Origin of the sequence: Streptomyces sp. NPDC091279, assembly GCF_044757465.1 — a bacterium.
Classification (GTDB): domain Bacteria; phylum Actinomycetota; class Actinomycetes; order Streptomycetales; family Streptomycetaceae; genus Streptomyces.
In genome coordinates, this window is the sequence record NZ_JBIVVA010000007.1 from 454,173 (window position 1) to 467,605 (window position 13,433).

Consider the following 13,433-nt stretch of genomic DNA (forward strand, 5'->3'; position numbering starts at 1 on the left):
CCAGGTTGCACGAGCCGTGGGTACGGGGGGAACCCCCGGCTCATGCGACGGCCGATGACCAGTCGGCCCACTCACTACTGCGCCGGTACGACCGAAAACGTCACACCAGTTGGCCAAGATCGTCCGCAACCCCCCGAGACGAGGAAGAACCCGCAGGTCACCCGGCCCGAGCCCGCCCACCCCGATCCCGACCGGCACCACCACGGTCGCCCCCGTCGCCCCCGTTGCCACCTTCACCACTCTCGCGCCCTTTACCACCTTTAGCGCTTTTGCTGCTTTTGCCCCCTTTACTGCCCCCATCCCCCACATCACCCTTAATCCCCTTGCTGCCCTTGCTGCCCTTGCTGCCCTTGCTGCCCGGGGTTATGTGATGCCCTTCGTCGTCGCTCTGGTCGGTCTGGCGGTCGGCGCGGGTGCCGCCGTCCGTTCCGGTGCGGCCCCGGCCGGTGGTGGTGGGGTCGGCGGCGAGGGACGTGCAGTAGGTGCGGACGCGGCCCGTGCCCCCGGCCGCGTCCTTGAGGGCGCGTCTGCGGTCGGCGGAGAGTTCCTTGCCGGCGCGCACGTCACGGCAGGCGGACAGGGCGCCGTCCCACTGCCCGGCGGCGCGGTCGCCGCCCGGCGAGGGCGTGCCCCGGGTGTCCCCGTGCGGGGCGCGCGAGGTCGGGACCCCGGACGTCGGCTCGGGCAGCGCGGAGCGCGACGACGGTGACAGCAGCGGACGTTGCGGGGTGGACGCGACCGAGGCGGAGGCGACGGGGCGCGACGGGGCGTCGTCGAACGGCGCGGGCAGCACCCCGCTGGTCGCGGCGACGGCGGCCCCGCCCGCCATCCCGACGGCCAGCACGGCCGTGAGCCCGAACCGGAAGGGACGGCTCCACCGGGGGCGCCCGGAATTCCGTTCAGGACCGTCGATCCGGATCGGACCGGCGTCGGAGGGGTGCGGCGGGGCGGGCCTGGACGCGGTGGCGCGGGCGGCGCGGAAGGCGGCCAACGCGGCGGCCTCGCCGGGGAGTTCGACGTCGGGTTTGACGGGCTCGGCGGTCAGCGCCTCCAGCGTCCGCGCGAGCCGTTCGGCCTGGTCACGGGTGTCGGCGGGGACGGGTTCGAGGGACTCTCCGCGCAGCAGGATCTCCGCTGTCGCACGGTCCAGCCACCGGTACTGCTCGTCGGCCATCACATGTCCTTCTGCGTCCGCGCACGCGTATCCGTCACACTCGCGGACGTCACCGCGTGATCGCGCGGTTCTCGCTGGGGCGGCAGCGCGTCGAGCACGCCGGCCGATTCCGGATCGTCGCCGAGGAGTTCGGCGAGCCGTTTCAGACCCCGGTGGGCGGCGGTGCGGACGGCGCCGGGCCGTTTGCCGAGGGTCGCGGCGGCGGTCTTGGCGTCGAGGCCGACGACGACCCGCAGCACGACGGCCTCCGCCTGGTCCTGCGGCAGCCGCGCGATGAGGGAGAGGGTCCGGTCGGTGCCGAGGGCCTCGATGGCCTCACCGGCGGTGTCGGAGTCGGCGGCCCGGCCGGTCAGTTCGGTCTCGTCGCCGCCGATGGCGGGGCGGCGGCCACGCATCCGGAGGTGGTCCAGGGCGCGGTTGCGGGCGACGCGGGCCGCCCAGCCCCGGAAACGGTCGGCGTCGCCGTCGAAACGTTCCAGGTCACGGGCGATCTGGAGCCAGGCCTCGGAGGTCACGTCCTCGCTGTCCGCGTCGCCGACCAGTGTCCGCACGTAGCTCAGCAGCCGCGGGTGCACCGACCGGTACACAGTCCGGAACGCGGTCTCGTCCCCGTCCTGTGCCGCACGCACCGCGGCGGTCAACTCCGCGTCGTCCCCCAGCACCGTGATTCCTCAGTCGAAGATGGCCGATGGCCGCGGACACGCTGAGCCGCCCCGCGCCCGGCGCGAAAAGCACGTTACGACCTGAAACCGCTGCTCGTCCATGTCCGTACCCGGTACGACGGCCCAGGGTGTGACAGAAAACGCACTCCCGGCGCTGAACAAAGTACGGGCCGCCGCGCGGCCCGCACCGCGCGACGGCCGGACCTCTCCTGTGGGGGGTGGCGGTCCGGCCGTTGCCGGGTATTCCCGCCCACCAGCCCCTCGGCCTGCTCCACCACACACGCGGGGATGGCCCGTACGGCTACGCGTCCATCGTGTCCAGTGAGTTATCGGCCCCGCGCCTGCGGGGATGGCCCCCGCCTCAACCACCCCACCCCACCGGCGACTTCGCCGCCGTTCCCCCGCCGCCCCGCTACTCCCCCGCCCCCACCGCGTCGCGGCACAGCAGCCGCAGGGAGCCATCCCCGGTGAAGCGGCGTCGGGCCTCGTCGATGGGGTCCCAGAGGCGGCCGTCCGGGGTGCGGAGCCAGTGATCGCCGCCGGTCGCCCACCACTCACCGCCGGTGCGCCGCGCGATGACCTCACCGGCGTACGCCCCGAACCCGCGCAGGACGCCCTCGACGGCGACGTACGGGGTGTCCTCGCGGCGCAGGTCGTCGATGATGCGGTCGACGCGCCACAGGCTCTGCGCCGAGTAGTCGAGCCGCAGCCGCGCCCCCTCCCGCATGGTCGCCACGACGTCGGCGGCCCACCGGGAGGGTTTGACGGCGGCGCTGGGCCGGTCGTGGTGGGGTTCCGCTGCTGCCTCTGCTGTCCTGAAGTGCGCTGTCACACCAGGGACAGCGCTCTGGAGAACCGTTTCGTCACAGGGATTCGGCGGACTGCCCCGGACCGGTGCAGGACCGCCCCACCGACCGCGCACGACGCTCACACGATTCCCCCAGGGGAAGGGGTTTGCCCTGGGGGAAGGAGTCCGTTGATGGAGGGAGGGGGCCGTCGAGCGGGCGGGGTCAGCCCAGGCTGTTGGCCAGGGACGTGAACTGTGTCCACGTCAGGTCCGGTTTCCCGCTGTCCCACAGTTTCTGGACCGTCGCCCGCAACGGCATCCGGATGCCGGCCGCGACCTGCGCCTCGGTCTGCGAGTTGGCGAGGTCGCACCAGACCGCGAAGGTGCCGCCGAGGATCTGGCCGTCGTACCTGGCGGGCACCGCCCCCGTGCCGCGCACCACCAACGGCGTCCACTGCTCGTAGATGCGCTGTCCCGTCGGATAGACGAACGTGTTCGGCTGCCCGAGCACGTAGTACAGGAACTCGTCGTTGTAGTTGACGACCTTCCGTCCCGCGCTCAGATACTCGACCGGCGCTCGGGCGCCCAGCTCCTTGCCGGTCCAGTAGGCGACCTGGAGATCCTTGGCGGGCTGCACGGACGTTCCCGTCAGGAAACCGTCGTTCCAGGCGCGCATGGTGCGACTGTGGGCGCGGATGGTGTCGGCGCGGTCGTTCAGCCAGCCCGTGGCCAGGTCGGCGACGGTGCCGCCGGAGCCGTACTTGGCGCGGGCGGCGCTGGCGAGCTGCGGGAAGGACGCCTGCGGGTTGGCGACGGTGAGCGCCTGGTACTCGTCGCCGCCAAGGTTCCACTGCTTGCCGGGGAACAGCCCGGCGAACTCGTTCAGCAGGTCGTCGACGAGGGCGGCGGCGGCCGGTTTCGAGATGTCGACGGCGCCCTTGGTGGCCACGCCCTGGGCGTTGCGCAGTTGCAGATCGGGGTGGGCGGTGATGACGGCGCCCAGGTGTCCCGGGGAGTCGATCTCGGGCACGACGGTGATGTGCCGGCTCTCCGCCAGCTTGATGATCTTCGTGACCTGCGCCTGGGTGAGGTGCACCTTCGACACGATCTCCGGGTGGGTCTTCGACTGGATGCGGAAACCCTGGTCGTCGGAGAAGTGCAGGCCCAGTTCGTTGTACTTGAGGTCGCCCAGTTCACGGACCCGGTCCTCGATCCAGGACTCGGAGAAATCCTTGCGGGCTATGTCCAGCATGAAGCCGCGTATCTGCTTGGCGGGCTGGTCCTTGACCACGCCCTCCGGCGCCGTGCCGCCGCCGTGCACCTCCTGCTTGAGGGTGCGGGTGCCGTAGAACACGCCCGAGTCGGCGGGCCCGCTGATGTTCACCCGCCCGCCGCTCACGGTCATCGTGTACGACTCCGGGTTCGCGCCCTTGCCGCCGGATATCGCGAGGCGGACGTCACCGGCGCGCACGTCGCTCGTGCGGCCCGCGTAGGACAGGCCCAGTTCGGAGGCGAGCAGCTTCCCCTCGTCCGCCAGCGTGTCGTCGTCCACCACGACCCGCTGCCCCTTCGCGGGGCGCCAGCCGGGCCCGCGCGCGGCGGTGTGCGAACCGACGGCGGGGATCGTGCGGGGCGCCTGCGAGAGCGGGTACGAGCGGCTGGGGCTCGGTTTCGCGCTCGCGGACGGGGTGGCGGCGAGGCCGGGGTCGGCGTTGGACGCCGCGGTCCGTTCCTCGGAGGGCGCCCGCGTGCCGTTGCCGCCTGCGCCGCCGGAGGCCCACACCCCGACGCCGGCCCCGAGGACGACGGTCCCGGCGAAGGCCGCTCCGACGACGGCCCGCCTACGCTTCACGTTCCGCGCCGCTGCACGGCGCCTGTGCTGGCTCACATCGCCAACGTAGGGCCCCTACGAGGTGCCCGCAGCCCGGCCCCGAACCCGGAACTCTTTCCACTGGGTGAAATTCGGGCATCTGTCGGACACGCGGGCCCACCTGTCGCTAACGTGTCCGCCACACCTCTCCCATCCCTCTCCGCCGAAACACCTGTGACGCCCACACACCTTCCTGGCCGAGTCGCCATACCCGCGCTCCCCGAGCAGCCGCGCACCCCGTCCCCGACGGCCCTGCACGCCTTCAACACGGCGGCCGAGGACGACGCCCACCGCTTCCTGGCGAGCTGTCTGAACAGCACCCGCTGGACGCACCGCGTCGCGGCCCACCGCCCCTACCCCGACCTGGACGCCCTCCTCGCGGCGGCGGACGAGGCGGCCTACGACCTCAGCCCGACCGACCTCACCCAGGCGCTGGCCGCCGAGACCCTCCCGGCCCTGCCCACGGACATGTACGAGGCCGCCCATCTGGCCCTGGGGGCAGCCCACGCGGCCTACGAGACCCGCTTCGGCCACGCCTTCGTCATCAGCCTGGCCACCGTTACGCCGGACGAGTGTCTCAACCACGTCCTCACCACCATCCACACCCGTCTCTCCCACGACCCGGAAAAAGAGCGAGCGGTAGCAGCGGACCAACTCCGCCGCCTGGCCAGAGACCGCCTGACCACCCACCTGGGCGCCGCGAGCAAGTAAGGGACACGGGCACCTGTTCGAGCAACGACCACTCCAACGCCGATAAGGGGCGCGGGGCTGTATCGATATGCGGCTCCGCCGCGTGGGCGCGACCAGCCACGAACCCGCACCCGGCCCATATGGGAAATACCCGCCCCAGATGCCGCAAGGATCACTCAAACGCATGCCACTTTGATCACACAGGTAGGCCCACCGCAAAGCTCGCGCCGGCACATGGCTACGATGCTGGGGGCCGGTGGACCGTACCCGGCCGGGCCCGACCGACAGAGAAGCCGGCGCGGCTCTCAATCCCCGCTCCCGGAGGGCTTCCGTGCCGGCTGGAACGCTGTACCGCGGCCGGGAAGGAATGTGGTCCTGGGTGGCTCATCGAGTCACCGGCGTCCTCATCTTCTTCTTCCTGTTCGTTCACGTGCTGGACACCGCACTCGTCCGTGTCTCCCCCGAGGACTACGACAAGGTCGTAGCCACGTACAAGACCCCACTCGTCGCGTGTCTGGAGTACGGCCTCGTCGCCGCCATCCTCTTCCACGCGCTCAACGGCCTGCGCGTCATCGCCGTCGACTTCTGGTCGAAGGGCCCGCGCTACCAGAAGCAGATGCTCTGGTCCGTCGTGGGCCTCTGGCTGGTGCTGATGCTCGGGGCGATCTACCCCGTTCTCGGCCACGCCGCTCGTGAACTGTTCGGGAGCTGACGCCGATGTCCACCACCGAATCCACCGCGTCCGGCGTGGGCCCCGTCGAGGGCGCCCACCTCTACGACGTCGACCACCCGGCGCCCCTCATCGAGGCCCCGCGTCAGCGCACCAAGAAGTCCCCGAAGTCCACCCGGGGCAACTTCGAGATGTACGGCTGGCTGTTCATGCGGCTGTCCGGTGTCGTGCTGGTCGTCCTGGTCCTGGGTCACCTGCTGATCCAGCTGGTCCTCGACGGCGGCGTCTCCAAGATCGGCTTCGCCTTCGTGGCCGGCCGCTGGGCCTCGCCGTTCTGGCAGGTCTGGGACCTGCTGATGCTCTGGCTCGCGATGCTGCACGGGGCCAACGGCCTGCGCACGGTCATCAACGACTACGCGGAACGCGCGAACACCCGGCTCTGGCTCAAGGGCCTGCTCTACACCGCCACGGTGTTCACCATCCTGCTGGGCTCGCTGGTGATCTTCACCTTCGACCCGAACATCCGCTAGGCACGGGGCTGCGAGAATCATGAAGATCCACAAATACGACACCGTCATCGTCGGCGCGGGCGGCGCCGGTATGCGCGCGGCCATCGAGTCGACGAAGCGCAGCCGCACCGCCGTGCTCACGAAGCTGTACCCCACCCGCTCCCACACGGGCGCGGCGCAGGGCGGCATGGCCGCCGCGCTCGCCAACGTGGAGGAGGACAACTGGGAGTGGCACACCTTCGACACGGTCAAGGGCGGTGACTACCTGGTCGACCAGGACGCCGCCGAGATCCTCGCGAAGGAGGCCATCGACTCCGTTCTCGACCTGGAGAAGATGGGTCTGCCGTTCAACCGGACGCCCGACGGGACGATCGACCAGCGCCGCTTCGGCGGGCACAGCCGCAACCACGGCGAGGCCCCGGTCCGCCGGTCCTGCTACGCGGCCGACCGCACCGGCCACATGATCCTCCAGACGCTGTATCAGAACTGCGTGAAGGAGGGCGTGGAGTTCTTCAACGAGTTCTACGTCCTGGACCAGTTGATCGTCGAGGTCGACGGGGTCAAGCGGTCGGCGGGCGTCGTCGCGTACGAGCTGGCGACCGGCGAGATCCACGTCTTCCAGGCGAAGGCCGTGATCTACGCGTCCGGCGGCTGCGGCAAGTTCTTCAAGGTGACGTCGAACGCGCACACCCTGACCGGTGACGGCCAGGCCGCGGTGTACCGGCGCGGGCTGCCGCTGGAGGACATGGAGTTCTTCCAGTTCCACCCGACCGGCATCTGGCGCATGGGCATCCTGCTGACGGAGGGCGCCCGCGGTGAGGGCGGCATCCTGCGCAACAAGGACGGCGAGCGCTTCATGGAGAAGTACGCGCCGGTCATGAAGGACCTCGCGTCCCGTGACGTCGTGTCCCGCTCCATCTACACGGAGATCCGGGAGGGCCGCGGCTGCGGTCCCGAGGGCGACCACGTCTACCTCGACCTCACCCACCTCCCGCCGGAGCAGCTCGACGCGAAGCTCCCGGACATCACCGAGTTCGCGCGCACCTACCTGGGCATCGAGCCGTACACGGACCCGATCCCGATCCAGCCGACCGCGCACTACGCCATGGGCGGCATCCCGACCAACGTCGAGGGTGAGGTCCTGCGCGACAACACCACCGTCGTCCCGGGTCTGTACGCGGCCGGCGAGGTCGCCTGTGTCTCCGTGCACGGCGCCAACCGGCTGGGCACCAACTCCCTCCTGGACATCAACGTGTTCGGGCGCCGGGCGGGCATCGCGGCGGCCGAGTACAGCCAGACGGCGGAGTACGTCGAGCTGCCGAAGAACCCGGCGGAGCTGGTCGTCGCGCAGATCGAACGGCTGCGTGAGTCCACCGGCACCGAGCGGGTGGCGGTGCTGCGCCGCGAGTTGCAGGAGACCATGGACGCCAACGTCATGGTGTTCCGCACCGAGCAGACCATCAAGACGGCGGTCGAGAAGATCGCGGAGCTGCGCGAGCGGTACCGCAACGTCTCGGTCCAGGACAAGGGCCGGCGGTTCAACACGGACCTCCTCGAAGCCGTCGAGCTGGGCAACCTGCTCGACCTGGCCGAGGTCATGGCCGTCTCCGCGCTGGCCCGCAAGGAGTCCCGCGGCGGCCACTACCGCGAGGACTACCCCAACCGCGACGACGTCAACTTCATGCGCCACACCATGGCGTACCGCGAGGTCGGCGACGACGGCACCGAGTCCATCCGTCTCGACTACAAGCCGGTCGTCCAGACCCGCTACCAGCCGATGGAGCGTAAGTACTGATGGCTACCCCTGTTCTGGAGAAGGCTGACGCGGCCCCCGAGCCCGGTTTCGCCGACTCCCCGTACATCACGGTCACCTTCCGCATCCGCCGCTTCAACTCCGAGGTCTCCTCGGAAGCGGTCTGGGAGGACTTCCAGCTGGAGATCGACCCGAAGGAACGCGTCCTCGACGGCCTCCACAAGATCAAGTGGGACATCGACGGCACGCTGACTTTCCGGCGCTCCTGCGCCCACGGGATCTGCGGCTCGGACGCGATGCGGATCAACGGGAAGAACCGTCTCGCCTGCAAGACGCTGATCAAGGACCTCTCCCCGGAGAAGCCGATCACGGTCGAGCCCATCAAGGGTCTGACGGTCCTGAAGGACCTGGTCGTCGACATGGAGCCGTTCTTCCAGGCGTACCGGGACGTGATGCCGTTCCTGATCACGAAGGACACGAACGAGCCGACGCGTGAGCGGTTCCAGACGGCGGAGGACCGGGAGCGGTTCGACGACACGACGAAGTGCATCCTGTGCGCCGCCTGCACGTCGTCCTGCCCGGTCTTCTGGAACGACGGCCAGTACTTCGGCCCGGCCGCGATCGTCAACGCGCACCGTTTCATCTTCGACAGCCGTGACGAGGCGGGCGAGCAGCGCCTGGAGATCCTCAACGACCGTGACGGCGTGTGGCGTTGCCGCACCACGTTCAACTGCACGGACGCCTGCCCCCGAGGCATCGAGGTCACCAAGGCGATCCAGGAAGTGAAGCGGGCCCTGATCACCCGCCGCTTCTGACCCCACCGCCAACACCCCGAGAGGCCCCGTTTCCACCGGAAACGGGGCCTCTCGGCCGTCCGGTCCCCTAGGGGGTCTCGACACAGGCCCGCAGGAGGCACCAGATGTCCGCTGCGTCCGTCGAGGACCCCTACGGGGAGTACGCGCTGATCGCGGAGGCCAACCTGCTCATGGAGCCGAGGTGGTCCTCGACGTCTCCGAGGTGCTCGGCGCCGGGAAGTCTGCGGAGGGCGGGGAATGACGCGATCCCGGTCGGTCCGTGGGTGAGCGGGACCGCCGGGATCGGGGCGTGCGTCGCCGCTTGCGCGGCGGGGTGGGTCAGCCGCGCAGGACGTTGCCCTGCTTGTCGGTGCGGTCGTTGCTGACGAGGAAGATGATGCCGTCGATCAGCGCCCAGAAGCCGAGGCCACCGCAGGTCAGGAGCTGGGCGACGCCCACGCCGACGGAACCGACGTAGAAGCGGCCGACGCCGAAGCAGCCCAGGAAGATCTGGAGGATGCCCGCGACGATCTTGGACTTCGAGGAGTACGGGCGGCCCTGGGGGTCGACGCCGAACGGGGCCTGGGGAGTGGGGACGGACATGGGTGTTGCTCCTGGGATGCGGTGGGACGAGAAGACGGAGCCCCGAGACGGGGTTGCTCCGGTGGACGCGCAGGGGACAGCCCTGCACGACGAGATCTCGTCGCCAGCCCCCTGTGAAGGAAGTCTAGGGAAGGTAAAGATGCTGTTAGTACCGGAGTGCGGGATCGTTCCTGTTCCGTGATCGAATTCGGTCAACGCGCATGGGGATTGGGCGGGTTCGGGGTGCTCCGACCCGCCGGATTCCGCCTTATCCGACGACGTTGCGGGCGATCGTCCAGGCCACCGCGGTCACCAGGATCGCCGCCTGCCCCCAGCGTCCGATCTCCGGCTGCCAGCGTCGGCCGCGCAGCCCCTCCCAGGTCCAGCGGCCGAGCAGGCCCAGCGCGAGGGGCGAGGCGAGCAGCAGCAGACGGTTGTCCAGCCAGGCCGCGGCGTAGTGGCCGTGCATCAGGTCGTAGACCATGCGGGTGCCGCCGCACGCCGGGCAGAGCAGGCCGGTGAGCAGCCGGAACGGGCACTGCGGCAGCAGGTGTCCCGGCTGGTGCGGGTCGGTGCCGTAGAGGTAGGCCGCGGCGGCCGCCCCGGCGGCGAGCACCGCGAGAGGTGTCACCGCCGGATGCCGGGGCCGACGCTGCTGATGCGGCTGACGTGGCTGAGTCGGCCCGACCGGCACGTCAGCTCCGCAGGACACGGCCGTCGGAGTCGGTGATCTGGTTGCTGGTCAGCATGATGATGCCGTCGACGAGCGCCCAGACGCCGCAGCCGCCGCAGGTGAACAGCTGGGCCAGGCCGAGGCCGATGTGGCCGGTGTAGAACCGTCCGACGCCGAGCGAGCCGAGGAAGAGTTGCAGGACACCCGCGACGATCTTCGACTTCTCGGAGAACGGCCGCCCGAACTGGTCGTACCCGTACGGGGCGTTGGGGTCGCCGGTGTAGGTGCCGGGCGGCGGGAAGTAGCCGCCGGGAGGCGGGTAGCCGCCCTGCGGATAACCACCCGGCGGATAGCCACCCGGCGGAGGGTGACCGCCAGGGGGCGGGTAGCCGCCGGGGGCGTAACCGCCCTGCGCGTAGCCGCCGGGGGCGTGGCCGTCCTTCGGGGGGCCGCCGTCCTGCGGGGCGGCGAACGGGTTGCCGGTGCCCGGGGCGGGATCGGGGCCGGGGTAGCCGTATCCGGGCGGGGGCTGGGGCGGCTGCGGGGGCGGCGGCTGGTCGGTCATGCGGTACTCCGGTGGGCTCAGACGATGAACGCACCATCTTGCAGCAGGTTCTGCCGAAGTGTGCAGCGGGTTCAGGAGTCGCGCACCGGAAATGCCGGGTTCATGTAGGTACGGCACTTAATCTGACCGCATGTCAGATGATCAGTCGTACGAGCTGCTCGGTTTCGACAACGTGCTGTTGCCCGTCGGGGACCTCGGTGAGGCCGTGGGGTTCTACCAGCGGGCCGGGTTCGCCGTGGGGTTCCGGCTGGACGAGGCCGGGATCGCGGTGCTGAAGGTCGGCGGGGAGGTGCCGGGGCTGCTGCTGCGGGTCGAGGAGGCGCTCGGGCACCGGACACCGCCGTGGCCGTCGGCCCGGGTGTGGATCGAGGTGGGCGATGTGCGCGAGGCGGCGCGGGCACTGCGGGCGGCCGGGATCGCGCTGCTCGACGAGCCGTTCCCGGTGGCCACCGGCTGGACCGTCGAGATCGCCGACCCCTGGGGGAACGTCATCGGATTCACCGACTACTCGAAGCGTCCGGAGCTGGGCCGCCGGCCGTGACGCAGGCCCCGCCCTTCTTGGTTGAACGCGTTCAAAAACAGGGCTACAGTCATCCCTGTCAACGTTTTGAACGTGTTCAAGAAGGGGTGGGGGCATGGACCGCACGGTCATCGCCTACGTCATCTACCTGCTCGTCAGCATCGGTCTGACGATCTGGGTGGCCCGCACGCTCAGCAAGAACGGGCGGTTCTTCCTCGCCGACGTGCTGCGCGGCGACGAGAAGCTCGCCGACGCCGTCAACCACCTCCTGGTGGTCGGCTTCTACCTGGTCAACCTCGGTTTCGTCGCCCTCTACCTGAGCGGCGACGGCGCCGTCCGGGACACCCGGGGCATCTTCGAGGCGCTCTCGACCAAGCTGGGCGTGGTGCTGCTGGTGCTCGGCGTGATGCATCTGGGCAACGTGTATGTCCTCAGCCGCATCCGGCGGCGCGGGGTGCTGGAGCGGGAGCAGCTGCCGCCGGTCGCGCCGCAGGGCTGGGTCGCGCCGACGACCGGGGCGTGAGGGTCGTGCGGGCGATCGAGGGCCGGGACGCCGAGGTGCGCGTCCCGGTCCGCGGGCTCACCGTTCTCTACGACGCCGAGTGCTCGCTCTGCTCGTTCCTGCGCGACTGGCTGCAACGGCAGCCGCAGCTGGTGCCGCTGGAGCTGGTGCCGGCCGGTTCGGCCGAGGCGCGGCGGCGGTTTCCCGACCTCGATCACCGGGTGACGTTCGAGGAGGTCACCGTCGTCGGGGACACCGGGCAGGTGTACCGGGACACGGCCGCCTGGATCGTCGTTCTGTGGGCGCTGCGGGCGCAGCGGCCGCTGGCGTACCGGTTCGCCACGCCGTCCGGGGCGCGGCTCGCCAAGGGGGCGGTGCTGGCCGCCGCGAAGTGGCGCGGGGCGCGGCAAGGGGCGCGGTGGGGCGGGCGGTCGTACGCGCGGGCGGACGGGTGGGTGTACGAGCCGGGCTCGGGCTGGTCGTTCGCCGGGCCGGGCTGCGTCGATGACTCCTGCGCCAGTCGCTAGGCTCTCTTCCCGTGTCAGCGAAGAACGACGGTCCCGACGGGTCCGGCTCCCCCAGCAAGTCCGAGCAGACCCGCGCGCTGATCCTGGAGACCGCGATGCGGCTGTTCCAGGAACGCGGCTACGACAAGACGACCATGCGGGCCATCGCCCACGAGGCCGGGGTGTCGGTCGGCAACGCCTACTACTACTTCGCCGGCAAGGAACACCTGATCCAGGGGTTCTACGACCGGATCGCCGCCGAGCACCAGGCGGCGGTCCGGGGCGTGCTGGAGCGGGAGACGGATCTGGAGGCGCGGCTCGCGGGCGTCCTGACGGTGTGGCTGGACATCGCTCGGCCGTACCACGAGTTCGCCGTGCAGTTCTTCAAGAACGCGGCCGATCCGGACAGTCCGCTCAGTCCGTTCTCGCCGGAGTCGGAGCACGCGCGCGATGCTGCCATCGCCGTGCACAAGGAGGTGCTCTTCGGCGCGAAGACCAAGGTGGCGCCGGAACTTCGGGAGATTCTGCCGGAGTTGATGTGGCTGTCCCAGATGGGGCTGGTGCTGTATTGGATCTTCGATCGGACGGAGGGGCGTGAGCGGAGTTATCGGCTTGCCGAGCGGGGGGCGAAGCTCACGGCCCGTGGGGTGTCGTTGGCTCGGTTCCGGGTGCTGCGGCCTCTGGTGCTGGAGGTGCACGAGCTGTTCACGGACTTCTTGCCCGGCATGACACGGGTTTTGCGTGACCCGGCACGCGGAGAAAAGGCGGACTAGATGAGTGAGTCCGATGTGTGTGCTGGTAGCGACCATGGCGAAGGGCGCCCGTTGGTCAGTGTGTGAAGACAGACCTGGACGCCCTTCTGACGGCACTGTACGTGTTCATCGACGACCATGTGGCGCCTTGTCGCCGGATCGGGCGACCCCCGAAACTGACGGACGCCGAACTGCTGTGCCTGGCAGTCGCCCAGGTCCTGCTGGGCTTCCCCTCCGCACGGCACTGGATGCGCTTCGCCCACGCCCGGCTGGGACACCTCTTCCCCTACCTGCCCCAGCAGTCCGCCTACAACAAACGCCTCAACACCGCCGGCCCGCTCATCTCGCAGGTGACCGAGGCCCTGGCCCGGCAGGTGCCGACCTGGCACGACAGCCTCCGGCTGATCGACTCCACCCCCCTGCC

16 protein-coding genes and 1 pseudogene are annotated in these 13,433 nt (G+C 70.2%); 10 read left to right on the forward strand and 7 right to left on the reverse strand.

Translation table 11 applies throughout. From position 1 onward, the window contains the following. Positions 1 to 157 precede the first annotated feature (157 nt). The 4 genes from ACIQOU_RS20460 to ACIQOU_RS20475 all read right to left on the reverse strand — a co-directional run bounded on the left by ACIQOU_RS20460 (position 158) and on the right by ACIQOU_RS20475 (position 4,475). On the reverse strand, positions 158 to 1,174 hold the full coding sequence (locus tag ACIQOU_RS20460; RefSeq protein ID WP_401538186.1) for a hypothetical protein: 1,017 nt from the start codon (positions 1,172 to 1,174) through the stop codon (positions 158 to 160). Then, a complete protein-coding gene (locus ACIQOU_RS20465) occupies positions 1,174 to 1,836 on the reverse strand; it encodes an RNA polymerase sigma factor (protein WP_401538188.1) in 663 nt (220 codons plus the stop codon). The genes ACIQOU_RS20460 and ACIQOU_RS20465 overlap by 1 nt, the downstream gene beginning before the upstream one ends. A 412-nt stretch (positions 1,837 to 2,248) precedes the next feature. After that, on the reverse strand, positions 2,249 to 2,668 hold the full coding sequence (locus ACIQOU_RS20470) for a hypothetical protein (protein ID WP_401538189.1): 420 nt from the start codon (positions 2,666 to 2,668) through the stop codon (positions 2,249 to 2,251). Positions 2,669 to 2,846: 178 nt separating this feature from the next. Further along, positions 2,847 to 4,475: a glycoside hydrolase family 20 protein gene (locus tag ACIQOU_RS20475; protein WP_401538191.1), complete on the reverse strand. Its 1,629-nt coding sequence runs from the start codon at positions 4,473 to 4,475 to the stop codon at positions 2,847 to 2,849. A 192-nt stretch (positions 4,476 to 4,667) separates the two neighbouring features. On the opposite strand from ACIQOU_RS20475, the gene ACIQOU_RS20480 reads away from it, so the two are divergent. From ACIQOU_RS20480 to ACIQOU_RS20500, 5 genes are all read left to right on the forward strand, one after another. Beyond that, positions 4,668 to 5,204 carry a 2-oxo-4-hydroxy-4-carboxy-5-ureidoimidazoline decarboxylase gene (locus ACIQOU_RS20480; protein ID WP_401538192.1) on the forward strand — a complete coding sequence of 179 codons (537 nt, stop codon included), beginning with the start codon at positions 4,668 to 4,670 and terminating at the stop codon, positions 5,202 to 5,204. Positions 5,205 to 5,439: 235 nt separating this feature from the next. After that, a complete protein-coding gene (gene sdhC, locus ACIQOU_RS20485; RefSeq protein WP_401538193.1) occupies positions 5,440 to 5,895 on the forward strand; it encodes a succinate dehydrogenase, cytochrome b556 subunit in 456 nt (151 codons plus the stop codon). Between the two features lie 5 nt (positions 5,896 to 5,900). Continuing rightward, on the forward strand, positions 5,901 to 6,383 hold the full coding sequence (locus tag ACIQOU_RS20490) for a succinate dehydrogenase hydrophobic membrane anchor subunit (protein WP_401538194.1): 483 nt from the start codon (positions 5,901 to 5,903) through the stop codon (positions 6,381 to 6,383). A gap of 19 nt (positions 6,384 to 6,402) precedes the next feature. After that, positions 6,403 to 8,157 carry a succinate dehydrogenase flavoprotein subunit gene (gene sdhA, locus ACIQOU_RS20495; RefSeq protein WP_401538195.1) on the forward strand — a complete coding sequence of 585 codons (1,755 nt, stop codon included), beginning with the start codon at positions 6,403 to 6,405 and terminating at the stop codon, positions 8,155 to 8,157. Continuing rightward, entirely contained in the window at positions 8,157 to 8,930 is a 774-nt protein-coding gene (locus ACIQOU_RS20500) for a succinate dehydrogenase iron-sulfur subunit (RefSeq protein ID WP_401538197.1), read from the forward strand. The genes sdhA and ACIQOU_RS20500 overlap by 1 nt, the downstream gene beginning before the upstream one ends. Positions 8,931 to 9,248: 318 nt before the next feature. Here the strand turns inward: ACIQOU_RS20500 and ACIQOU_RS20505 are convergent, their stop codons facing one another. From ACIQOU_RS20505 to ACIQOU_RS20515, 3 genes are all read right to left on the reverse strand, one after another. Then, positions 9,249 to 9,512 (reverse strand): TM2 domain-containing protein, encoded by a 264-nt coding sequence (locus tag ACIQOU_RS20505; protein ID WP_401538198.1) that lies wholly within the window; start codon positions 9,510 to 9,512, stop codon positions 9,249 to 9,251. Positions 9,513 to 9,759: 247 nt separating this feature from the next. Next, positions 9,760 to 10,122, reverse strand: a complete 363-nt coding sequence (locus tag ACIQOU_RS20510) for a DUF2752 domain-containing protein (protein ID WP_401538199.1) — start codon at positions 10,120 to 10,122, stop codon at positions 9,760 to 9,762. A gap of 64 nt (positions 10,123 to 10,186) precedes the next feature. After that, a complete protein-coding gene (locus ACIQOU_RS20515) occupies positions 10,187 to 10,729 on the reverse strand; it encodes a TM2 domain-containing protein (protein WP_401538200.1) in 543 nt (180 codons plus the stop codon). A 130-nt stretch (positions 10,730 to 10,859) separates the two neighbouring features. Here ACIQOU_RS20515 and ACIQOU_RS20520 point away from each other — a divergent pair, with 130 nt between their 5' ends. From ACIQOU_RS20520 to ACIQOU_RS20540, 5 genes and pseudogenes are all read left to right on the forward strand, one after another. Continuing rightward, entirely contained in the window at positions 10,860 to 11,270 is a 411-nt protein-coding gene (locus ACIQOU_RS20520) for a VOC family protein (RefSeq protein ID WP_401538201.1), read from the forward strand. 94 nt (positions 11,271 to 11,364) lie between these two features. After that, positions 11,365 to 11,772, forward strand: coding sequence for a hypothetical protein (locus ACIQOU_RS20525; protein ID WP_401538202.1), 408 nt, complete (start codon positions 11,365 to 11,367; stop codon positions 11,770 to 11,772). After that, a complete protein-coding gene (locus ACIQOU_RS20530; protein WP_401538203.1) occupies positions 11,769 to 12,278 on the forward strand; it encodes a thiol-disulfide oxidoreductase DCC family protein in 510 nt (169 codons plus the stop codon). The genes ACIQOU_RS20525 and ACIQOU_RS20530 overlap by 4 nt, the downstream gene beginning before the upstream one ends. A gap of 11 nt (positions 12,279 to 12,289) precedes the next feature. Beyond that, complete coding sequence (locus ACIQOU_RS20535; RefSeq protein ID WP_401538205.1) at positions 12,290 to 13,030, forward strand: TetR/AcrR family transcriptional regulator; 741 nt, start codon at positions 12,290 to 12,292, stop codon at positions 13,028 to 13,030. Between the two features lie 62 nt (positions 13,031 to 13,092). Further along, positions 13,093 to 13,433: pseudogene (locus ACIQOU_RS20540) on the forward strand (IS982 family transposase); the annotation flags it as partial.